The sequence below is a fragment of the Peptostreptococcus russellii genome (genome assembly GCF_003012055.1).
Taxonomy (GTDB): Bacteria; Bacillota; Clostridia; order Peptostreptococcales; family Peptostreptococcaceae; genus Peptostreptococcus; species Peptostreptococcus russellii.
This window is the reverse complement of sequence record NZ_JYGE01000007.1, coordinates 158328-182593: the sequence shown is the minus strand read 5'-3', so window position 1 is coordinate 182593 and position 24266 is coordinate 158328. Positions and strand designations below refer to the sequence as shown.

The 24266-nt window shown below is 30.3% G+C and carries 18 protein-coding genes and 1 other annotated feature; of the genes, 2 read left to right on the top strand and 16 right to left on the bottom strand.

Annotated features, from left to right (window positions below; translation table 11 throughout):
• Nucleotides 1-272: 272 nt before the first annotated feature.
• The 9 genes from UF10_RS08675 to UF10_RS08635 all read right to left on the bottom strand — a co-directional run bounded on the left by UF10_RS08675 (nucleotide 273) and on the right by UF10_RS08635 (nucleotide 12282).
• Nucleotides 273-701, bottom strand: a complete 429-nt coding sequence (locus UF10_RS08675) for a flavodoxin (RefSeq protein WP_106777404.1) — start codon at nucleotides 699-701, stop codon at nucleotides 273-275.
• A 12-nt stretch (nucleotides 702-713) separates the two neighbouring features.
• The gene (locus UF10_RS08670; RefSeq protein WP_106777403.1) at nucleotides 714-1295 is read right to left on the bottom strand and encodes a DUF3793 family protein; all 582 of its coding nucleotides are present in this window, start codon (nucleotides 1293-1295) and stop codon (nucleotides 714-716) included.
• Between the two features lie 432 nt (nucleotides 1296-1727).
• Entirely contained in the window at nucleotides 1728-3104 is a 1377-nt protein-coding gene (argH, locus tag UF10_RS08665; protein ID WP_106777402.1) for an argininosuccinate lyase, read from the bottom strand.
• 204 nt (nucleotides 3105-3308) lie between these two features.
• Entirely contained in the window at nucleotides 3309-4514 is a 1206-nt protein-coding gene (locus tag UF10_RS08660) for an argininosuccinate synthase (RefSeq protein ID WP_106777401.1), read from the bottom strand.
• 291 nt (nucleotides 4515-4805) lie between these two features.
• On the bottom strand, nucleotides 4806-5678 hold the full coding sequence (locus UF10_RS08655; protein ID WP_106777400.1) for a transporter substrate-binding domain-containing protein: 873 nt from the start codon (nucleotides 5676-5678) through the stop codon (nucleotides 4806-4808).
• Between the two features lie 468 nt (nucleotides 5679-6146).
• Nucleotides 6147-6352 (bottom strand) — a binding site (T-box leader).
• A 70-nt stretch (nucleotides 6353-6422) separates the two neighbouring features.
• Nucleotides 6423-7694, bottom strand: a complete 1272-nt coding sequence (locus UF10_RS08650; RefSeq protein ID WP_242969088.1) for a cytochrome c biogenesis protein/redoxin — start codon at nucleotides 7692-7694, stop codon at nucleotides 6423-6425.
• A 78-nt stretch (nucleotides 7695-7772) separates the two neighbouring features.
• Nucleotides 7773-8906 carry a tetratricopeptide repeat protein gene (locus UF10_RS08645; RefSeq protein ID WP_106777478.1) on the bottom strand — a complete coding sequence of 378 codons (1134 nt, stop codon included), beginning with the start codon at nucleotides 8904-8906 and terminating at the stop codon, nucleotides 7773-7775.
• A 265-nt stretch (nucleotides 8907-9171) separates the two neighbouring features.
• Nucleotides 9172-11193, bottom strand: a complete 2022-nt coding sequence (locus UF10_RS08640; protein WP_106777399.1) for a B12-binding domain-containing radical SAM protein — start codon at nucleotides 11191-11193, stop codon at nucleotides 9172-9174.
• A 102-nt stretch (nucleotides 11194-11295) separates the two neighbouring features.
• Nucleotides 11296-12282, bottom strand: a complete 987-nt coding sequence (locus UF10_RS08635) for a hypothetical protein (protein ID WP_106777398.1) — start codon at nucleotides 12280-12282, stop codon at nucleotides 11296-11298.
• A gap of 295 nt (nucleotides 12283-12577) precedes the next feature.
• On the opposite strand from UF10_RS08635, the gene UF10_RS08630 reads away from it, so the two are divergent.
• Nucleotides 12578-13117, top strand: a complete 540-nt coding sequence (locus UF10_RS08630; protein ID WP_106777397.1) for a ClbS/DfsB family four-helix bundle protein — start codon at nucleotides 12578-12580, stop codon at nucleotides 13115-13117.
• 69 nt (nucleotides 13118-13186) lie between these two features.
• Here the strand turns inward: UF10_RS08630 and UF10_RS08625 are convergent, their stop codons facing one another.
• The 4 genes from UF10_RS08625 to UF10_RS08610 form a co-directional block, all read right to left on the bottom strand.
• Nucleotides 13187-14641 carry a carbon starvation CstA family protein gene (locus UF10_RS08625; protein ID WP_106777396.1) on the bottom strand — a complete coding sequence of 485 codons (1455 nt, stop codon included), beginning with the start codon at nucleotides 14639-14641 and terminating at the stop codon, nucleotides 13187-13189.
• A gap of 485 nt (nucleotides 14642-15126) precedes the next feature.
• Complete coding sequence (gene argS, locus UF10_RS08620; protein WP_106777395.1) at nucleotides 15127-16827, bottom strand: arginine--tRNA ligase; 1701 nt, start codon at nucleotides 16825-16827, stop codon at nucleotides 15127-15129.
• A 292-nt stretch (nucleotides 16828-17119) separates the two neighbouring features.
• The gene (locus UF10_RS08615; RefSeq protein ID WP_106777394.1) at nucleotides 17120-17617 is read right to left on the bottom strand and encodes a DUF523 domain-containing protein; all 498 of its coding nucleotides are present in this window, start codon (nucleotides 17615-17617) and stop codon (nucleotides 17120-17122) included.
• A gap of 17 nt (nucleotides 17618-17634) precedes the next feature.
• A complete protein-coding gene (locus UF10_RS08610) occupies nucleotides 17635-20061 on the bottom strand; it encodes an endonuclease MutS2 (RefSeq protein WP_106777393.1) in 2427 nt (808 codons plus the stop codon).
• 300 nt (nucleotides 20062-20361) lie between these two features.
• Between UF10_RS08610 and pepD the strand changes: the two genes are divergently transcribed.
• Entirely contained in the window at nucleotides 20362-21813 is a 1452-nt protein-coding gene (gene pepD, locus UF10_RS08605; protein WP_106777392.1) for a beta-Ala-His dipeptidase, read from the top strand.
• Between the two features lie 71 nt (nucleotides 21814-21884).
• On the opposite strand, the gene UF10_RS08600 is transcribed toward pepD, so the two are convergent.
• From UF10_RS08600 to nth, 3 genes are all read right to left on the bottom strand, one after another.
• Nucleotides 21885-22736 (bottom strand): DegV family protein, encoded by an 852-nt coding sequence (locus tag UF10_RS08600; protein WP_106777391.1) that lies wholly within the window; start codon nucleotides 22734-22736, stop codon nucleotides 21885-21887.
• A gap of 173 nt (nucleotides 22737-22909) precedes the next feature.
• Nucleotides 22910-23380: a tRNA (uridine(34)/cytosine(34)/5-carboxymethylaminomethyluridine(34)-2'-O)-methyltransferase TrmL gene (gene trmL, locus UF10_RS08595; RefSeq protein ID WP_106777390.1), complete on the bottom strand. Its 471-nt coding sequence runs from the start codon at nucleotides 23378-23380 to the stop codon at nucleotides 22910-22912.
• Between the two features lie 152 nt (nucleotides 23381-23532).
• Nucleotides 23533-24195: an endonuclease III gene (gene nth / locus UF10_RS08590; RefSeq protein ID WP_106777389.1), complete on the bottom strand. Its 663-nt coding sequence runs from the start codon at nucleotides 24193-24195 to the stop codon at nucleotides 23533-23535.
• Between the last annotated feature and the right edge of the window lie 71 nt (nucleotides 24196-24266).

Here is a 24266-nt window from a genome sequence, read left to right as displayed (position 1 = left end):
AAACTCTATAATAATTTAATTCCTAGTCCGACATATAAATTATTTCGAAAGGCTAAAATATTATTATTTTTTATCTTTTTTTGAAATAATATTCGTGTTATAACGAACATTGTTTTGAATATTTATATTTATAGTATAGAATACTTTTCTAAATAAGTCAATAAAAAAGGGACTAAATTTTTAGTCCCTTTGATTGTCTTATATAAATTTATATTTATTATTTTATTTACATACTCACTTATTATTCACTTACTTATATATCTTTTTATAAATTAATACTGTGCAAATGATTTTCCAAGCTCTTCGCAGTTCAATAGAGCTTCATCATCAGGAGTTTCGTTTACTATCAATCCTTCTCCATTAAATAAATCAGCATTTGCAGACTCTACTCTGTCCTGCCAGTTTCTCATCCACTCTCCATCGCCCCAGCCATAAGATCCAAATAAAGCTACTTTCTTTCCTGATATAGACTTTTCGGCTTCTTCAAAAAATGGTTCAAACTCTGCCTCTTCTAAGACTTCCATTCCCATTGAAGGGCAACCAAACATCAACATTTCATATTCCTTTACATCTTTTAAACCATCAGAAATGTTTATAAGATCAAATTCAACACCTGCCTTTGAAAGTCCTTCCCCAACTGCATTAGCCATTGCCTCTGTATTGCCTGATCCACTCCAATAAAATACTCCAACCTTTTTCATTTCTAAATCCTCCTATGCTATGTTTATATTTTGAAACTGGCCTATTATATTATCCAGATTTCTGCCATAATCCAACTCTGATATCATAAAATTTTTCAAATCATCGTACATTAAAAATATCTTTTGAGCCTCTTGTGTATCTTTGTATACTTTCCAGTAACCACAGTATTTGTAGTTACGTCCTTTATTTTCTATAAAACCTTGCACATCAGACAATGGATAACCTAAAAATACACCAATTTCATGAGGAAACTTAATCTTTTGCATTTTCCTGCTTAAAATTTCTAGATCTTCATCTATTGTATTCGATTTTGAATATCCATAATTCATTAGAATTTCTCTAATTTCACTAGTAAGTAAATGATTTCTAAGTAACTCTTCTCTATATACAAGTAATAATATTCTTTCTCCACATTCACAAACTTTTTTTATTTTAATATCGTGCCTGTTCAGTTTTTGATTGTAAGAATTTACTAAAGTAGAAACTTCTGGAACTTCTTCCTTTGAAACTGACACTAAATTTGAAACTTTTTTCCCCATAAGAGCCGGCGAGCAAAACGTGGCCAATATATTTTCAAACCTTGAATTTGTCATATAGTTACCTTCCTTTCAAAATATGATAAGGATTTAATCCCTATCATTTATCTGAATTTTTATAGAATAGCTATCAATAATTAAGCATAATTTCATAGAAATATAACAGAAATATAAAAGAGTTTCTATTTTTTCCATTTCGCTTTTATTATTGATATTTATTATCATCAATTATTTATTTTCATTATAACAAGTCTTTTTATCAAAGTCAATATATTTTTGATAAAGATTATCAATTAGTTTTTGAGTCGGATTTATTTCATAGCGAGTCATTTGTTACTGATACTACTTTTCCTATTTATTCTTATATTATTTTTATACAATAAAAAAGCAGCTATATTTCTATAACTGCTTTTATCTACTATTAATATTTTAAGGCTCTTATTTACTTATATGTTTTTAAGATTCTTATGATATCTCTTTACAAATAGTCTACTTTAAATATTTCTCCCTTATGTTTTCTATTGATATTTGAACTTGATTTACACTTGGTCCACCAATTGAGTTTCTATACTGAACACAGTGTCTAACATCAATTTCATCATAGATATCCTCTTCTATTAGCTGGCTATAACTCTTATACTTTTCTAGTGGAAACTCATCTAATGATATATTATTTTTAATACAATCAAATACTATTTCACCAGTAATTTTATGGGCATCTCTAAATGCCAGACCCTTTTTAACTAGATAATCTGCTAAATCTGTGGCATTGGTAAAGCCACCCTTGCTCGCTTCAAGCATATTGTCTTTACAGATTTTTATAGTTTTCATCATTGCTGTCATTATAACTAAGCATTTTGACCAAGTATCTACTCCATCAAATAAACATTCTTTATCTTCCTGCATATCTTTATTGTAAGCCAGAGGTATTCCTTTCATAGTAGTTAAAATTGAAACTAAATCACCATATACTCTACCAGTCTTTCCTCTAACTAGCTCTGCTGCATCTGGATTTTTCTTTTGTGGCATCATAGAGCTTCCTGTACTATATGCATCATCCAGCTCTATAAAACTAAACTCTTGGCTTGACCATAGTATTATCTCTTCACATAATCTGCTCATATGCATCATAGCAGTACTGGCAGCACTTAATAAATCAATTATATAATCTCTATCACTAACACCATCTAGTGAGTTCATACATGGTCCATCAAATCCAAGTAAGCCTGCAGTCATCTCTCTATCTATAGGAAATGTTGTTCCAGCCAAAGCTCCACTTCCAAGTGGCATAATATTATGTATCTTTAACCAATTTTCTAGTCTTTGATAATCTCTTTTAGCCATCTCTGCATAAGCCATCAAATTATGTGCAAAAGATATTGGTTGGGCTCTTTGAAGGTGTGTGTATCCAGGCATTATTGTATAAAGATTTTCTTCAGCTAAATCAGTTAAAACCTTCATCCAGTTTTTTGTAAGTTCCATTAGATCCATTACCGAGTCTCTTGCATACAATCTTAAATCTAGTGCTACTTGATCATTACGGCTCCTTGCAGTATGTAGTTTTTTCCCAGTATCTCCTATTTTTTCAATAAGTAAAAACTCTATATTCATATGAATATCTTCATGCTTCTTACTAAACTCTACTTTTCCAGCCTCAATATCTTCTTTTATCTCCTTTAGACCATCTATTATACTTTTAGATTCAGACATTTCAATTATAGCAGTACTTCCAAGCATCTTTGCATGTGCTATACTTCCCTCTATGTCATAGGCATAGAGCTTTGAATCAAAGGCAATAGAGGAGTTAAAATCCTCCATCAACTCATCTGTGTCTTTTTGAAATCGACCACCCCACAATTTTTCCATATCTATCCTCCCAATTTAAAATTATATTTATATATCTATAATTCATTCTTATTTTCATATCAACTTTTGTGATTTTTTGACTTTAAACTTAAATTCTATTATTTTTATTTTTTATTTATTTTTATAAAAACTTACATCTCTAAGATTATAAATCCCTCAGTTAACAAATAAAATACTATCCTCTATTTATTAAATTTTTTTACTTTATAAATTGTTTTTCGCCTTCATTTTTGCATTGACCTTTAGAGGAAGTCCAAACAAGTTTATAAATCCTTCTGCATCTTTCTGATCATAGATACTATCTTCACCAAAAGTTGCCAACTCTTCGCTATAAAGTGAAAATGGAGACATTATAGCTACTGAATGACAATTTCCCTTGTAAAGTTTCATCTTCACTTCACCTGTACAAGTTTCTTGAGTAGTCTCAACAAATGCATCCAATGCCCCTTTTAAAGGAGTAAACCATAATCCATCATATACCAACTCTGAATATTTTAGTGATACCTGAGACTTATAAGATAGAGTATCTCTATCAAGAGTTAAACTCTCCAAAGCTTTGTGGGCTTCCAAAAGAAGAGTACCTCCTGGAGTTTCATACACACCTCTTGACTTCATTCCTACTAGACGATTTTCCACCATATCTAGTATGCCTACACCATTTTTTGCCGCAATTTCATTGGCCTTTTCTAATAATTCTAAAGGTGACATTTCTACTCCATTTATTGATATAGGATTGCCCTTTTCAAATGCTATGCTTACATATTCTGCCATATCTGGAGCTTTTTCAGGACTAGAACATATTAAGCAAAGATCTTCAATTGGCTCATTTGCAGGGTTTTCTAAATCCCCACCTTCATGGCTTAAATGAAGTACATTTCTATCCATACTATAAGGACGTTTCTTTGTTACTGGCACTTCTATATTATGAGCCTTTGCATAATCTATAGCCTCGTCACGCGATTTAATATCCCACATTCTCCAAGGTGCTATTATTTTAATATCTGGATTCAAAGCTTTTACTCCTAACTCAAAACGAACTTGATCATTTCCTTTTCCAGTTGCACCATGACAAATATATTCTGCTCCTTCTTTTTCAGCTACTTCTACCAATGCCTTTGCTATTAAAGGTCTTGCCGTTGCTGTCCCTAATAGATATTTACCTTCATACACTGCACCTGCCTTTATTACAGGCCACACACAATCCTTTACAAACTCTTCTTTTAAGTCAACAATGTAACATTTTGATGCACCACTTTTTATTGCTTTTTCATATACAATATCAGTCTCATCTCCTTGACCTACATCTCCACACACTGCTATTACTTCACATCCTTCATAATTTTCCTTTAGCCAAGGTATAATTACTGAAGTATCCAATCCACCTGAATATGCTAATACTATTTTTTTCATTTATTTTTCCCCCATTATTTTTATTTATTAATATAATTTTTATTGCTATCTTTTTTTATATAATTCACTCTATAAGTCTCTACTTGGTAAATAAGACTTATTCCTTTATTTAATTGATATTACTATTCAATAAGCTTATATTTTTTAAACTAGATACTTTTTTATATTTTCTGTATCTATATCATTTCTATATTTTTATTAATCATATCTTTTCTAAATTTTATTTTTTCTATATACTTATTGCTAATATCTTTACCTTTTCTGTATATTTTTATATTTTATAGATTTAGCTTATTTGCTTGCCAAATCTATATTTTTATTTAATATTTTTTCATACTCGCCACTATCTTTTAACTCTTTTATCAGAGAATTAATTTCAGAAATAAGTCTTTTATTATTCCCCTTTTTTATGGCAATTGCTGCTGTTTCTTCACTGGCAGTCCCTTTAAGATCAACATCCTCTATAACTTTAATTCCTGTGTTTTGTTTTTCATTAATCTTGGCTACTGTCATACTTGTAAGTATCGCATCTATATTTCCATTTTTTAAATCTGTTATTAAGTCAGGAACAGAAGTCAGAGATTTGCTATTTTCAGCCTTCAGTATATTATTTACATATTCTTCCTGAGTAGATCCCTTTTGAAGTCCTACCTTAAATTTTTTCAAGTCATCACTCGTCTTTATTTCCTTATCAAAATCTGATTTAACAATTACTGAATTTACACCTGTAAAATAAATATCAGAAAAATCAACTGCCTTTTTTCTTTTTTCGTTCGGTGTCATACCTGTTATTACAATATCAGCTTTCCCTGCTTGCAATGCTGGTAGTAAAGCATCAAAATCCATTGTTTTTATCTCAAGTTCGAGATTAAGCCTTTCAGCAATTTTCTTTGCTAGATCTATATCAGCACCCAAAACTTCACTCTTTCCGTTCTTAGCTTGTACAAATTCAAAAGGTGGATAGCCCGGTGCTGTAGCAACTCTTATTTTTCCACTTTCTTTTATTTCATCCAAAACATCTATGTTTTTATCAACTTCTGTCGTTTTATTAGAATCTTTTTTATTACTACAAGCCATACTTACACCTGCAAATAAAATTACTATAGCAAGCACTGATATTTTTTTTAATATCGATTTATTTTTTTTATTTAATAAATAATTCATTTGATATACCCCCTAATACTCATAATCTTTAAACTCTGTAGTTATACTTTCCTAATTTTTGATATTTCTTTCTTAATTTTTGATATTTCTTTTAACTCTAAAAAATCTTTAAAATACTAGTATTTTTCTTTTATAATTTTATTTTTAGTTTCTTATTTGAAAAAGCAAAAATAAAACTATTAATTAATAACTTTTCATCTAGATTTTTAATTTTTCCCTTAAATACTTTTTAATTATTGCCAATTTTCTGGATAAAATATGTGCACTTATTTTTCCAATAAAAAAGTCTCCTGGATATATATCCAAGAGACGAATTGCCGCGTTACCACTCTTATTGATAATCTATAAAACACAAAATAATCCTGATACTAGAATTTTGTATGCAAATTTTATATCTAACTTCTTAAATAAATTAACTATAATTTATATTGATTTTTAGATATAAAAAAAGTCCCTTGAGCAAATTGCTCAAGAGACGAAAATTCCGCGTTACCACTCTTATTGATAGTATAGACTATCCTCTTAAACCCTTAAGGCGGGAAACCTGCTAGAATACTTACTTTCCTCCAGCAACCTCGAAAGTTCTTTTCACTTCAAACTTCAATACTAGACTCACACCATACTCTAGCTCGCTGAAAATTCATTTGAGTTACTCTCTTCGTCAACAGTAATTATTCGATTGAGTTTATTATAGTAACTTTTCAATAAAGTGTCAAGCCTTTTTTTAAATTTTTATAAAATTTCTTATTTTAAGTTTTTAGTGTCTTCTATCGCTTTGTCCATTGTATCCCTTGCTATTGCACCAGATACATAACCATAGACCTTACTTTCTTTATCTATTAAAAATGTAGTTGGAAGAGAATAAGCACCGTACTGTCCAAATATTTCTCCAGTCCTATCCATTAGTACTGGATATGTAATATTGTACTCTTTTATAAAGTTTTTTATTCCTTCTTCATCTTGTTCCCTGCCCTGATTCGGAGCGGCTATACCTATAACTACTACATCATTTTTATTATAACCATTTTCCTTGTATAAATTTTCTATATCAGGAATTTCTTCTTTACAAGGTGGGCACCATGTTGCAAAGAAATTAATAAATACTACTTTTCCCTTAAAATCTTCTACATTTACTGTATTACCATTTTGATCCTCTAAATTAATTGAAAGCATCTTTTGTCTTTCTCCAGAAGCTTCTTCCTTATCTTCAATTTTTTCTTCTGCTTTTTCTTTACTAGATTTATTTTCTTCACTTTCTTTTTGAGATTCTTCTATACTTTCTTCCACTTTTTGAGGTGACTGATTGCCATTAAATAATGACTCAAATCTTTCAAAAGTTCCTAAAAGAAGCATAAGCCCCATAGCAACTAGAACTACTCCACCTATCTTTACAATAATGTTCATAATCTTAGGGTTTTTCTTAATAAAGTTCAATGTTTGACCCGTAAAAATTCCTAAAACTACAAATGGTATCAAAAATCCAAGTGCATATATTAGAACCAATAAATTACCTTCCAAAACACTACTTGCATTTGATGCCATTATCAAAACAGAAGCTAAAGCTGGTCCTACACAAGGTGTCCAAGCAAAACTAAATCCAAATCCCATTACAAAAGCTACTAGTGGATTCATTTTTTTGCCCGATGTTTTATTGCTAATTTTCACTTGTTTATTTAAAAATGCGATTTTAAATAAACCCATCTGATTTAAGCCAAGTATTATAATCAATACTCCACCAAGCTTAGCCATTATATCTCTATATTCTCTAAACACTGATCCCAGCGATGAGAATCCAAGACCTAGTATAAAAAATGCTGCTGATATTCCTAATACAAAGAATACCGTATGCAATATTACTGTCTTTTTTTCATAAATTTCACTTCCATCTTCTTGAACTACCTTGGCTCCACCTGCCAAATATCCCATATATAAGGGTATCAAGGGTATTACACAAGGTGAAAAAAACGACACCAATCCCTCTATAAATACCATCACAAAACTAATACTACTTGCCAATCCTAATGAATTTATATCGCCCACATCCTCTCATTTTACCTACTAAGAGAACTACACTTTTTAGCTACTTTATATATTCTATAACTGTTTCATACAAGCTATAGTCACTTCATCCATTGGATCTATCTCATAGGCTCTTTCTATATAGTACTTTGCATCATCTAGATTTCCATTATTTAAATATGCCATTCCTAGGTTACAAAGAATTTCAGGATCATCCTTTCTGATCTTAGCAGCCTTTGATAAATAACTTATTGCACCTTCAAGATTTCCTTCTTCTGCAAGGCAAAGAGCCATTTCTACTAAAGTATCTACCTGTGTAGGTCTAATTATAAGTATCTTTTCTAGATATTTTTTCGCCTCTCCAATTTCACCTAATGACTTGTATGCTAGACTTATGATGAATAACAGATTCCACCAATCAGGATGCTCCTCCTCAATTGCTAATAGCTTTTTTAAGCCTTCATCTGCCTTTCCCTGAAACACCAAATTATAACCTTCTTCATACCTTACTTTAAAATCTATATTGTTGAGATTTTCTTGAATTTCTGCAAGCATATCATCATCAATACCTAGCTCTAAAGCTCTTTCCCATATATATTTTGCCTTGATATACTGATTTTGATTTGAATAATGAAATCCTAGCTGATAGTAGGCCAAAGAAAACTCATCATCTATATCTAAAATATGTTCTAGGCTCGCTAATGCTTCCATTAAAAAGTCATTTGTCGCCTGTAAATCTCCGTCTTTTTGATATCTTAAAGCTAATTCTTGGCATATTATTGAATATTGATATAGTGCCATCACATCGTCTGGATTTCTCCTTAAAAATGATTTAATATAGACAAGTGCATCTCTAGTCTCACCTTCTTGATAGCTTTTATTTGACATATAACCCAAGTATGGGAAGTAATCAAACTTTACTTTTTTAGAAAATGCATCTATAAATTTATCATATTCAGTATTAAATGCAAAGTTAGAGTCAATACCTTGAATATAAAGCATTGCATCTACCATAGACATCATATTTAATGACTCTTGTGCTGTATTATCCTTTATATTTTTGACTAAAACATCGCTTTTTATAGGTACTTTTAATCCATTTTCTGGAAGTACATATCCTTCTAGATCAATATCTCCTTCTTTATCTATAGTGATAAAAACCAATTCCTCAGATTTATCCAATATATATTTTTCTATTTTACTTTTCATATAATTTCCTTCTTTCAATTTATAGTCTAACTCATTAAATGAAGTCGAGGCTAATAAGAGTATACCCAAACACTCTATAACTGTAACATCATTTTTTACAATTATTTTCTTTAGTAAAATCACCTTTGACTTCAATATTTTTTATAAAACAACTATTCCACCTAAAAACAAAACTTTTATATAGTTTCTATTTAAATTAAATAGTTTTTTATTGTTTCTTTTTCAAACTCTTTTTTAAATACTTTTATATATTTAAGTTTATCTCTTATATTTTCACTGCAAATGCTTTTGATTTCTCAAAAATTTTGTCAATATCATAATAGAAAAGAACAGTATTTTGTTTTCTCTCTATCTTTGCATTTGGGTTATTTTTAAGTTCTATAACATTATATCTGAATTCCTCAAATTGAACGTGTCTTATAATATTTTTTGCAGCTTCTCCTAAGTGCTCTGGAGTGTATACCTTTTGATTATCTTCAACTTTTAAAAATTGATGTCCCCTATTTTTAAAGTCATCTACTTCTATTCTGTTAAAGAATTTTGGTATAGACGCACTTCTTCCCAATGCTACATAATCAAATTTCAATATATCCCTAAATATCTCTACTTCATTTACTTCATTTACTTCATTTACTTCATTTACTTCATTTACTTCATTTACTTCATTTACTTCATTTACTTCATTTACTTCATTTACTTCATTTACTTCATTTACTTCATTTACTTCATTTACTTCATTTACTTCATTTACTTCATTTACTTCATTTACTATTTTATCACTTATATCTAAAGTTTTACTAAATTTTTCAGTTATTTTATTGTCTTCTAGATATACTTTTGCTACTCTAGCTTTATTGAATTCTTTATTCAAAACAACTACTTCAGAAAAGAAGTCTAAAAATATTTCATATAGACGATTTTTTCCATTTAATACATCAAAATATCCTTTTTGGTTAAAGTATACTGCAAAATCTTCAAAAAACTTGAATGGTCTATCATAATAGCTATTAATTACATACTCAGTAGACAATAAAAAGTTTCCTGAGTTATAGTATGTCTCTAGAATCTCTTCTATATCTTTTAGTTTCAGTATCTCACCATAAGAGATATATTTATTGGAAAGTATTTCATAAGGAGGATAATCCTTATATAAATAATCGTGAATATCCGCTTCATTTCTAATCCCTGTTCCCTTAATCATCTTTAAGAAACCTAGTTGAAGGCATTCTGATTTTAGAGCGAATACATCATCAAAAGAATATCCAAACCTATCATAATTTTCATATGGAAGTCCCGCAATCAAATCCAAGTGTTGGTGAATATTTCTATATTCTGATATAGTATTTACTACTTTTGTCAATCTATCAAAATCATCTTTTCTACCAACTGCTTCAAGAGTTTTATCATTTGTTGACTGAACTCCTATTTCAAACTGAAAAAGCCCCGGCTTACAATCTTTTAAAAATTCCAGCATATCATCATCTATTAAATGTGCTGTAACTTCAAAATGATAAGTAGTGTATCCGTTATCATTTTCCATAAGAAAATTCATTACATCTTTTGCTATTTCCCTATTTGCATTAAATGTCCTATCAATAAATTTTATTTGAGATACTCTTGCATCTATCAAGTTCTTTAAATCTCTTTTTATCCTAGGAACGCTGAAATACCTTAACCCCTTTATAGCCGACGACAAGCAGTACTGACAATTAAAGGGACAGCCTCTAGAGGATTCAAAGTACACTATCTTATTTTCATACTCGCTTTTATCTATATATTCATATGGACTAGGTATTTCATCTAAATTTTCTATCAAAGGCATAGCCTCATTGACTATTACTTTCTTACCTTTTCTATGGCAAATTCCTCTCACATTATCTATTTCTAAATCTCCCATCAAGCTAAGCATCAAATCCCTATATACGACTTCACCTTCACCATAGAGTATATAGTCTACAAAGGGATACTTTTTCATAGCATTTTCACAGTCATAGCTCACTTCTGGACCACCAAGTGCTATCTTTATATTTGGTCTTACCTTTTTTATATTTTCACATAATCTTACTATATCTTCTACATTCCAAATATATACAGAAAATACTAATACATCTACTTTTAACTTGTATATATCCTTCATAATAAAATCTATACTATTATTAATTGTGTACTCCCTCATAAAAAGCTCATATTTATCACCTTCTAAGTATCTGGAATACTCTCTAATATATCTAATTGCCAAGTTCGTATGTATAAACTTGGAATTTAATGTTGTAAGTAATACTTTCATAACTTCTCCATTCAAATTTACAAATAAATTGATACTTGAAAGATAAGCAGTTGCTCTCTCCTTTTAAATATCTATATTTATATTTATATACTACATTTTTATTTATTTTTTATTCCTTTGATATCTAAATCTATAATCTCCAGTTTTAGTGGATACATCTATAATATAAATATCTTCTCCTTTTTCTTTTTCAATTTTTTTAGATACAATCTGAGCCTGATTTAATATTGGATCAATAAACTCATCACCTATGTTTTTATTTAAAAAGGCTTTTGGACTTGAATTAAATTTATATTTTTTACTATTAATTTCTGCATTCCTTAATTTTATTAGATAATCTCCCATTGCTTCTATAAACTTTTTATTTTTAATAGTCTCTTCTTCACTATCTGTCTTTAATAGTCTTTTTATAAAGTTATACACACTTTTAGAACCATAATCCATTCTACTTAGTATGATATCCACATCTTTAACATTATATACACATTGCAAAATATCTATAAGCTTGATTTCTGATTCAAAGAAAGTTTCTTTCTTTTCTATCTCATAGTTGTCTATACACTTATGTATCTTTTCAATGTACTTTATTTTTTTTATTTGAAAATGAACATTTTTCTTTTTATCAAAGCTATATGGGTTAAACTCTATCAGCTTATCCTTTATTTCATACAAGATCTCAAGCATATCCATTTTTGATAATAATAACTTTCTTATTATAATATCATAGCAAAAAACATCTATTGTATAATCATATTTTTCACCTTCAGATCCGTAGAATTTACACAGTTTATCTATTAATTCTATTAACTCTTGCTCATAACTCTCAAAACTTCTATTTGCAATCATCAATGGCATAAAAAAATTGAGTAAATAGTCATCACTCATACTAGTATAATATTTAAAGTATACAAATTCATCATATAGTCTATCTGTATCTATTGATATGTTTCTACTTCCCTTGCTGCACTGCAATACCTTTGTGCATATTAATATAAGGTAATATAACTCATCACCCACAGCTTGAAAAGATGATATATATCCCTCTTTTATTAAGTTTTCTATTTTATAATTACCCTTCTCTAAATTCATTTATACACCCCATAAAATTTCATCTGTACAGTATATTTTACTCTAAAAATCTAAGCTTAACAAGATATGTATACAAAAGACTTATTCTTAGAATTTTATAAATAATATTTCTGTCTTCTATAAATCTTTCTATATATTTATAATTGACTTAATAGCTATAAATATATAATATTATATTAGTAGGCTTAAGTAATACAAAATCTACTTTTAGTAAATAAAGATTCTTTGAAATCTATTAAATATTATTCATCTAGTATTCAAGGATCTTAAAAATACTGTTATAAAGGAGAAATATATGAAAGAATATGAAAGTAAAGTAGCTCTTATTGATGAAATTAAAAGAACTTCCAAACTCTTTATTGAAGAATTCAACGATATAAAAGAAGAGGATATCCACAAAATAATTGACGGCCTTGATAGATCACCTTCCCAAATGATTTCTTACCAACTTGGTTGGATTAACTTGATTCAGTTTTGGGAAAGTCAAGAAAAACTCGGAAAAACAGTAATTACACCAAGTCCAAAATATAAGTGGAACAAACTAGGAGAACTATACAATGAGTTTTACAAAGAGTATGAAGACTGCAGCCTAGAGGAACTAATAAATTTATTTAAAAAAGATCTAGATAACTTGATTAGCTGGATTGAGTCTCTTTCAGACGGTGAGCTTTTTATATCTGGATCTAGACAATGGGCATCTTCTACACCATCTAAGTGGCCCATTTGGAAATGGATACATATAAATACTGTAGCTCCATTTAAAACTTTTAGGACAAAAATTAGAAATTGGAAAAGATTAAAAAAAGAATTAGATAATGTTGATAAAAAACTATAAAATAAGAAAAAACAGAGCAAACTAATGCTCTGTTTTTATTTATACTGATTAATTTTTTATTTTTTAAAATTAAGCACTTAACTTATCTGGGTTAGCTAAAGCTTTCTTTCCAGTATTTATTATTACTGCTCCATATACAATTGCAAGAACAACACCTACTACATTTGCAATGTTTTGAGGAACATTAAATCCTATCTTGGCTCCTAATAAATATGCCACTATAACATATGTATAGAACATTCCTGGTATCAAAGCTATAATGTAATTTTTCTTAAGCTTGTATAAATACATAGAAATCATTGCAAATGCAAATATTGCGATTGTCTGATTTGCCCATGCGAAATACTGCCATAAAACATTAAATCCTTCTGAGTTTACCTTTGCAAATACTAGTATTGCTGCAACTGGTATAAAGATAAATATAGATAATACTACTCTATTTTTAGCCTTTGTCTGATCATATCCTATAGCATCTGCTACCATAAGTCTTGCAGCACGTAAAGATGTATCTCCTGAAGTTATAGGAAGAACTATAACACCTATTATTGCTATAAGTCCACCAACTGTACCTAACATATCATTAGCTACTAGACCTATAACTGCTGGCTTACCAACTAGTTCTGGAGCTATACCCTTGTTGTATATACCCATAGCTGCTGCAGCCCATATCATTGCTATAAATCCTTCAAGTAGCATCATATCATAGAAAGTTTTTCTACCTTCTCTTTCACTTGATACTGATCTACCAATCAAAGTTGCCTGAGTTGAATGGAAGCCTGATACTATGCCACAAGCAACTGTAACAAAGAATACTGGTAGTAGTGGAACTCCACCTGGATGTGATCCCATCCAATTTGACATACTTAAATTTTCTAAGTGGTATCCATTTACAAATAGACCTATAAATATACCAATTGCTGAAAGTAATAATATAATACCAAATATTGGATAAACCTTACCTATAATCTTGTCTATTGGGAAAAGAGTTGCTGCTAAGTAGTATGCAAATATACCACCGTATACTATCCAAACTACAGGGTTACCTACAACTGATTCCTGCTTTAATAAATTTATAACTATTAGATCCCCAGGTGTGTATATAAATACTGCACCAACTAATATCATAAGACATATAACAAATACATTATATACCTTATAAACCTTACCGCCTAAATGATCATTTATCAAAGCTGGCATCTGCTTACCATTACTTCTAATAGAAATCATTCCGCAGAAGTAATCGTGAACTGCTCCACCTAATACACAACCTATTGGAATAAGAATAAATGCAATAGGTCCAAATAATATACCCTGTATTGGTCCAAGTATTGGTCCAGTACCTGCTATATTTAATAATTCAATAAGTGCGTTTTTACGTTGTTTCATAGGAACGTAATCTACACCGTCATTTCTGCTTGTTGCTGGAGTTGGTCTATCATCTGGCGCAAATACCTTTTCAGTAAATCTACCATATAGAGCACCACCAACAACTAATATAACTAATCCGATTAAAAATGTTGTCATAATAATACCTCCGAAAATATTGTCTTGCTTATATAATTTTATATATATTTTATTACAAGTACAGTATACACTATTCTGTATCTATATGGAACTGGTTTTTGAAAAAAAATTAAGTTTTCTTATAATTATCTTTTCTTTACATTGTTATATATGAAAAAGGTTTTATCTTAATAAAATTCTTAATTTTATGTTAAATTTAAGTTAAATATATCGCTGTTCATTTTTATGATAATTCTTAATTATTAAATAAAATTTAATAATAAAAAGACAGAGTGAAACTCTGCCCTTTTATTATTTATTATTCTTTAGTTTTTATTTTCTATAATTATCATAGTCTATAGATTTTTATTTTTTAGTATTACTTCTATTTAGTATTTTTTTCTTTTTGCAATAAATAGATTTTTAAATTTATTTGTGCTTTCTAAGTCCATAAAAAAATACTATTAACTATTATACATTTGCATTATCTGTATGACAATAACATACTACATTTTAATTGGAGCCTGCATTCCTAATAACTTAAGTGCATTTTCTATAGTTTGTCTAGTACATTCAACTAGTGCCAATCTAGCCTTTCTTAGTTCTTCATCATCAACGAGAATTGGACTGTTATGATAGAACTTATTAAATGCCTGAGCAAGATCTAAAACAAATCTTGTCACTATATGAGGCTCATTCTTTGACATAGCAAGCATAATGCTCTTATTAAATGTTTCAAGAACCTTTAATACATCTGATGCCTCTTCATCACTTAGTAAATCAAAGTTTATATCAGAAGTTATTTCAGTGTTTGCCTTTCTTTCAACTGCACAACATCTTGCGTGAGTATACTGAACATATGGTCCTGTTTCTCCCTCAAAGCTTAAAGTTCTTTCCCAAGAGAATGTATAATCCTTGATTCTACTGTTTGATAGCTCCTGGAATACTACTGCACCAACTCCAACTTCTTTTGCTATTTCATCTATATTCTCTGCATCTGGATTTTTTTCTTCTATAATTTCTTTTGTCTTATCTATTGCCTGATGAAGTACGTCTTCTAAAAATACTACTCTACCCTTTCTAGTTGACATTGTACCTTCTTCAAGAGCTACCATACCAAACTGAACATGTACCATATCCTTGTACCATTCATATCCCATTTTTTCAATTACGCTAAATAACTGCTTAAAGTGAAGCTCCTGCTGAGAACCAACAACATATATAGCTTTTGCAAAATCATATGTTTTCTTTCTATACATTGCAGCTGCAAGGTCTCTTGTCATATAAAGAGTTGAACCATCATTTTTCTGAATTAAAGCTGGTGGCAAGTTCTTGTCTTCTAAATCTACAATATTTGTTCCCTGAGATTCTTCTAGAAGTCCCTTTTCTTTTAATTCTTCAATTACTGCTGACATCTTGTCTGAATAGAAACTTTCCCCTGCATATGAATCAAACTCTATATCAAGTAAGTCATAAACTCTCTGGAATTCCTTCAAACTTTCATCTCTAAACCACTGCCATAAATCCTTTGCTTCTTGATCTCCATTTTCAAGCTTTGTAAACCAAGCTCTTGCTTCATCTTCCATCTCTGGATTTTTTTCAGCTTCTTCATGGAATCTTACATATATTTTAAGAAGTTCCTTTATAGGATTAGCTTCTACTGCTTCCTTATTTCCCCATAGCTTATAGGCTACGATTAACTTACCAAACTGAGTTCCATAATCCCCAAGATGATTTATTCTTATAGTGTTATACCCTTGGGAATCATATATCTTATATAGGGCATTACCTATAACTGTTGTTCTTATATGTCCTATGTGGAATGGCTTAGCTATGTTAGGTGAAGAATAATCTATTACAACATTCTTTCCGCCACCGAAATCGCTCTTACCATAGTTTTCTTTTTCTGTTAATATCTGATTTATTACCTTCTTAGCCAATTGTCCTTTGTTTACAAAAAAGTTTACATAAGCTCCCAAGTTAATTACCTTTGAAATTTCATCAGTCAATTCTATTTCTTTAGCTATTTCTTCAGCTATCATATTTGGCGACTTTCTAAAAATCTTTGCTAGCTTAAAGCAAGGAAATGCATAGTCACCCATATCCTTATTTGGTGGTATCTCTAAAAGAGCTTTTATTTCTTCAATAGTCATATCTTCTATCTTTGATTTTAGACTTTCCGATATAACTTGCTTAAAATCTACCATTTTATCTTCCTCCCTAATGTAGTTCAAGTATATTTCATTACAAACTATAATTTCACATATATAAAGTAATACCGATATAATTATATATCATTTTAATAATAAGTATCGGTATATAATACTTTAAAATTCCTGAGTATTATTTCCTGATATATTTATATATAAATTAAGAAACTATATCTCTTAGATATTTTTAAAGTAATACCCAATATATTATAATATATTATTTATCAATATATTTCAATACAAGTGACTTACTTTGACACATATTTTAATAATTATCTTATATTGCTTATTAAAGATCTTTTTCACTTACTACTTCTATCTTATATTTTCTAAATAAAGCTGTCGTTACTCCTTGCCCCTTTTTCTTATTACCATCAAACTTTCCAGCATATATGCAATTCACTCCACAAGATGGACTAGATTCTTTTAATATTGCTTTGGAAACACCATTTTCTAAGGCTATATCCAAGGCCTTTTGTGCACCAAGAAGAAACTCCCCAGTAACATCTACCCCTTCTTTGGAGTATACTTTTGCATAATCATTTCTTTCTAATTCATTATTTATACTTTTCTCTACTTTTTTTATGACATCTTCGCCACTTTTTCCATATTCTATCTCAGAAGGAAGCCTTGGTGTACTCATTCCACCAAATGTTTCTGGACATATGCTTATATATTCCTTGTCTTTTAAATACTCTATTAGCTTTTCATTTCTATTATTTTTCCCATTGTATTTACAGTTAGTACCTAACAAGCAGGCAGATACTAATATTTTTTCCTTATTCATAAATTCCTCACAAATAATTATTTTACTGTTACTATTGTTACACCAATTCCACCTTCGCCATACTTTCCTTCTCTCATTGACTTTACGTGAGGGTTGGTCTTTAACCATTCAGAAATACCTTTTTTCAATACTCCTGTACCAATACCATGTATAATAGTTACTTCATCATGACCTGCCATACAAGCATCATCTAGATATTTTTCAACCTTCATAATAGCTTCTTCCAGATTCATTCCTCTTAAGTCAACTTCTCTCTTTACATTTCCTGACTTTGATCTTATTATTTTTCTTGTAGTTCTAGTTACATTACTCTGCTCTTTTTTCTCTATTCTTTTTAGAGATTTATAAGGTAGGTTCATCTTCATTATACCAACTTGAACGAGTGCTTCTTTCTTTTTATCATCAGCTGATATAACTGTACCTTCCTGTCTAAGTGTAATAATATCAACATCTTCTCCAGCTTTTAAATTCTTAATTTCTTTTGATGCATATTTAGGAACTACCATACTCTCTACACTTGGCTGAAGTTTTCCCATAGATTCACTTATTTCTTTACGAATCTTTTCTATTCTTCTATCCTTATCTTTTGACGCACGTTGTTTTTCTATTTCTTTTAACTCTTTAATCATATTGTCAGTAGAATCTTTTGCCTGTCTTATTATAGAAAAAGCCTCACTTCTTGCATTTTCTAACATTTTATCCCTAGAAGTCTGCATCTTTTCCATTTTTATGTTATATTCATTTCTTATATTTTCTACTTCTTCTCTCATTTTCTCTGCACGCCTTAGTTCCTCTTCAGTCTTTAGTCTGCTCTTTTCAACATTTTGAAGTACATCTTCAAGTTCTATGTTATCACTTGTCAAGAAGTCCTTTGCTCTATCTATTATATGATTTTGAAGTCCCAACTTCCTTGAAATTTCAAAAGCATTTGATTTACCAGGAACTCCTATTAAGAGTCTATAAGTTGGCGATAACTCTTCCATATCAAACTCAACCGCTGCGTTTTCAACATCTGGCTTAGCAAGGGCATACTTTTTAAGCTCACTATAATGAGTTGTTGCAATACACGATGCTCCTGCCATTCTTATATCTTCTAATATAGCTATTGCAAGTGCTGCACCTTCTTCTGGATCTGTACCTGCACCTAGCTCATCAAATATAACCAAAGAATTTTCAGTTACATTATCCAATATATCTACTATTCTTGTCATATGCGATGAAAATGTAGATAGACTTTGTTCAATACTCTGATCATCACCTATATCTGCAAATATATTGTCAAATACACACATACTACTTCCATAGTCCGCTGGTATGTGAAGCCCACACTGAGTCATCAAGGCAAATATACCTACCATTTTAATAGTAACTGTTTTACCACCTGTATTTGGCCCCGTAATCAAAAGTGTAGTAAAATCTTCTCCCAAATATACAGTATTTGCTACAACACTACTTTTATCCAAAAGAGGATGTCTTCCATTTACTATCCTGAACTTTTTATCCCTATTCAACTTTGCTTCTACAGCTTTCATCTCAAGTGATAACTTTCCTTTTGCGAATATAAAATCTAGCTTTGAAAGAATTTCTTGGTTGGATATAAGCTCACGACTCACTTCTGCTACCATAGCAGATAGTTCCGCTAATATTCTTTCTATCTCCTCAGCCTCTTCCAGCTTTAACTGTCTAAGGTCATTATTCATCTCCACAATTGACATTGGCTCAATAAATAAAGTTGCTCCAGAAGATGATTGATCATGAATTATTCCAGAAACCATAGACCTATACTCTGCCTTTACTGGCACAACAAATCTATCGCCTCTCATAGATATTATAGAGTCTTGAAGATATTTTTGATACGTTGTTGAAGATATTATAGAGTTCAACTTTGATCTAATCGACTGGTTTTTTTGTATAATTCTTCTTCTTGTACTTCTCAAATCACTAGATGCTGAATCAGAAATTTCTATTTCACTTACTATAGCATTAAAAATTTCTTCTTCTAAATCTTTGTGTATATAAAGAGAACGTGCCAGCGACTGTATTATTGGATACTTATCTATATCATCTTGTTCTTCTTCTATTGCTGTTTCAGCATTACCAAAAGTCTCTACTTTTATATCTCCACTTAATATATTCGAAAGTATTCTTGTTGTTCTCATAGTATCGGCTATTTGTAGCAGGCTTTTAGCATCAATCGTTGCTCCTATATCTGCTCTTTTAACCTTATCTATTATATTATGAATACCTTGTATCGGTATATGTCCTCTCTTTATTAATATTGACTGTGCCTCTGTTGTTTCTTTTAGAGCCATCTCTACTTCTCCATAGCTGGAAAATGGTTCTAAATTTTCTATAATAGATTTACCAAGCTCTGAGGAAGCTTTCATTTTTAATTGCTCTATTATTTTATCTAATTCTAATACATTGTAAAATTGTTTATCCATAAAACTAAGTTTCTTTCTCCTTCCATCATAAGTAATTACTTCTTTCTATAATTACTATGATCTTAAATTAGTTCTTTCAAATATCTGTCTTCACAGATTGCATATAATTTTCTACATTTCTCAAAAAACTGTGCTATTAATTTCAAACTTAAAACTTACACTCATTCAATAGTTATTATATCATAAATATGATTTTGTTTGAAAATTTTTAAATAATTTGCTCTAATCATGCTATAATAGAAGTGTATACATTTTTATATGCAATTATACACAAATTTATCTCTCAAGGAGGTGTTAATAATGGACTACATCACAGGAGGACTGACACCAAGCAGAGTTTTCAAGAACTTTGAAGATATATCTAGGATACCTAGAACATCTGGCAATGAAAAGGAAGTCAGCGATCATATAAAAAACTTCGCTGAAAACCTTGGTTTAGAGACTAGTCAAGACTCATATAACAATTTAATAGTCAAAAAACCTGCCACAAATGGAAAACCTGAAGGGCGTACAGTTATGTTGCAGGCACATATTGATATGGTTGGAGAAGCAACAGATACTTTAGAGCATGACTTTGAAAAGGATCCAATTGAGCTTGTAATCGATGGAAATAAGTTGATGGCTAAAGATACTACCCTTGGCGCTGATAACGGAATTGGCGTCGCATATATGATGGCTGTACTTGAATCTTCTGATATATCACATCCAAATCTAGAGTGTGTATTTACTGCAAGCGAAGAAGTTGGATTAATTGGAGTAAATAATATGGATTTATCTTCATTAAATTCAGAATATGTTATCAATTTAGATTCAGAAGAAGAAGATTGCATTCTTACAGGATGTGCTGGAGCAGTAAATTCTACTATTTCATTAAAGAAAGAATATAAGCCTGCCAACCCAAAGAATGTCGCACTAGAAATTAATGTTCATGGATTGTTAGGAGGTCACTCAGGAATTGATATTGACAAGCAAAGAGGTAATGCCAATGTCATAATGGGGAGATTATTAAACGCCATAACTCAAGAATTTGACCTTTTTAATATAAGTGGAGGATCAAAGAGAAATGTAATACCAAGAAACTGTGGGGCTGTAATATCTATAAAAGATGAAGATCTTGAAAAGGTTGTAAGAGATATACAGAAAATGGCAGCTAAAACTCAAAAGGAGATTTATGCTATTGATCCCAACTTAAAAATAAAGCTAAGAAGATCTGCACCAGCATCTTTTAAGGTCTTTTCAACAGATTGTAAGAAGAAGATTATTCGTATCTTAAACTTAATTCCAAACGGCATATTATCTATGTCTACTTCACTGGAATCATCAGTTGATACGTCATCAAATTTTGCTGTTGTAAAGGAAAGCAATACTAGAATAGACTTTATAAGTTTGACTAGAAGTTCTATGCAGTCAAAGAAAGAGTTTGTCATGACAAAAATGGCAATGCTTGCGGATATTTTTGATGCTTCAATCGAGTTCTCTGCAGATTACCCTGCATGGGAATATAATTCAAACTCAAGCTTAGAAAAAATAGCTGTGGAAGTATATGAAAAGAAATTTGCAAAAAAACCTACGATAAGTGTTATGCATTGTGGACTAGAAAGTGGAATACTACTTAATAAACTTGCCCACAAGGCAGAATCAGTATCAATAGGACCAAATATCTTTGATGTACATTCTTCAGGAGAATATGCAGAAATTGATTCAATAGAAAATATGTGGGAATACCTATTAGAACTATTGAAGGAACTATAATAAAAAGGAGTGGGAAACTACTCCTTTTTTTATATAAAAAAGAGACAGTGCAAATTCACTGCCTCTTTACTTTATTTATTTTTATAACATATAAATCCTGTAATTCCAGGTCCACCATGTGTACCTATTCCACATCCAATTAAAAAACACTTTATCTCTTTTGGATTAAATTCTTCTATTAATTTCTGTTCTAATCTTTCTCTTTCTTTTAGATCATCTGTATAACCTAAAAATACAGTTTGATCACTCAAATCTCTTATTCCATTTTCTTTTGCTATTTCTACTAGCTTTGTGGCAACATTTCTTTTTCCTCGAGCATTAGCTACATTATCAACAATACCGTCCTTTATAATACATAAAGGCTTTATGTTGAGTACTGTTCCTATCATAGCCTTTGTTCCAGAAATCCTACCACCTCTCTTTAAATATTCTAGATCATCACAGGAGAATGTAACATATACGTCATCTTTTATTCTTTCTATTTCCTCTACAATCTCATCTAAAGATTTTCCTTCTTCCCTTAGTTCAGCTGCCCTAATAACAAGTAGTGCTATACCATAACAAAGAGTATTGGAATCTATTATTCTTATGTCTCCGCCCTCTACTTCATTTCTAGCAAGCATAGCGCTTTGCATAGTTCCAGTAGCTGAAGCGGCTGCAGATATATAAATAATCTTTTTGCCTTCTTTTGTATACTTATCGAATACATTATAAAAATCTGCATATGTGATTTGTGATGTCTTAGGCATTATCTTATCTTCCCTAATTCTTCTATAAAACTCCTCACTACTTAAAGTTACTCTGTCTTTATATTCTTCCCCCTCAATCATTACATTCAAAGGAATAAATTCTAAATCATATTTATCTATATATTCTTGTGTAATATCCGACAAACTATCACACACTATTTTTATGTCTTCCATATAATACCTCCAAACAATTTAGACGGCATAGCTCTATACCGCGTCTCGACCAGTCCCCACAAGTCAATTTTACAGTATGCTTAATATCCCGCTTTGGATTAGTTTATAAAATAATATTTAAATGTAAGGCATACACTATAATACTTATTATATTCTAAAATTTCAATTTATAACTATATCAAATCTTGAAAATCTAGCTGTCTCATTGCCTCATATACAACAATAGCAACTGCATTTGATAGATTCAAGCACCTCGCACCAGGTATATCTTTCATAGGTATTCTTATACAGTTTTCAATATTATTATCTATTAACTCTTTTGGTAAACCCTTTGTTTCCTTTCCAAATACTAGAAAACAATTATCTTCATACTTTACCTCAGCATGATTTTTATTTCCCTTTGTTGTAGAATAAAAATATTGGGCATCTGGATATTTATCTTGAAGCTCTTTAAAGCTATCATAAAATTTTATTTGTGCAATATCCCAATAGTCAAGTCCGCACCTTTTTAAATGTTTATCATCAAAATCAAAACCCAAAGGCCTAATAAGATGTAATGTCGCTCCAGTATCTGCGACTGTTCTAATAATATTACCAGTATTATGTGGTATTTCAGGTTCTACTAATACGATATTTAAAGCCATCGTGCCCTCCTAATCCTTTGCTATAAGCTCTATTTTTTTAACTTTTTTTCTGATTTTATAACTAAAATAATTTCAATTTTTTCCTTTAGCACACACTATATAATACCATAAATACGCTTTAAAATCTATATTCTAATAGTAAGAATAGTGTTTTATTTACTTATATTAGTTTCTACGTCTGTTTTATAGTAATTACAATACTCTCTTATATTACAATTTTCACACTCTGGCTTTCTTGCTTTACATATTCTTCTTCCATGAAAAATTAATAAATGATGACTATGAGTCCATCTTTCTTTTTCTATGGCCTTCATTAGAGCAAACTCTGTTTTTTCTGGTGTTTTTTCTTTTACAATCCCAATTCTATTACTTACTCTAAATACATGAGTATCCACAGCTATTGCAGGAATACCAAAAGCATTGCTCAATACTACTCCTGCTGTTTTTCTTCCCACGCCTGGTAGAGTAATTAGCTCTTCTAATGTATCGGGCAACTCTGAGTTATACTTATCTACAAGTATAGAAGATGTCTCTTTAATTTTTTTCGCCTTACTCTTATAAAGTCCACATGTTTTTATCTCTTTTTCTATCTCTTCTATACTTAAATTTTTAAAATCTTCTGGCGTATTATATTTTTTAAATAATTCTTCTGTTACTATATTTACCCTTACATCCGTACACTGAGCAGATAATATTGTTGCTATCAAAAGCTCAAACGGTGAACTATGAACTAGCTCACAATGAGCATTTGGATGCAACTCGGATAGTAGGTCTAAAATTTCTTTTACTTCTTTTTTCGTTTTTTTCCTAGGCAAAGCTATCACTCCTTTCTCTCAATAAACATCTTTATCAATGGCGTATAAAGTATCAATATAGAAATATTGAC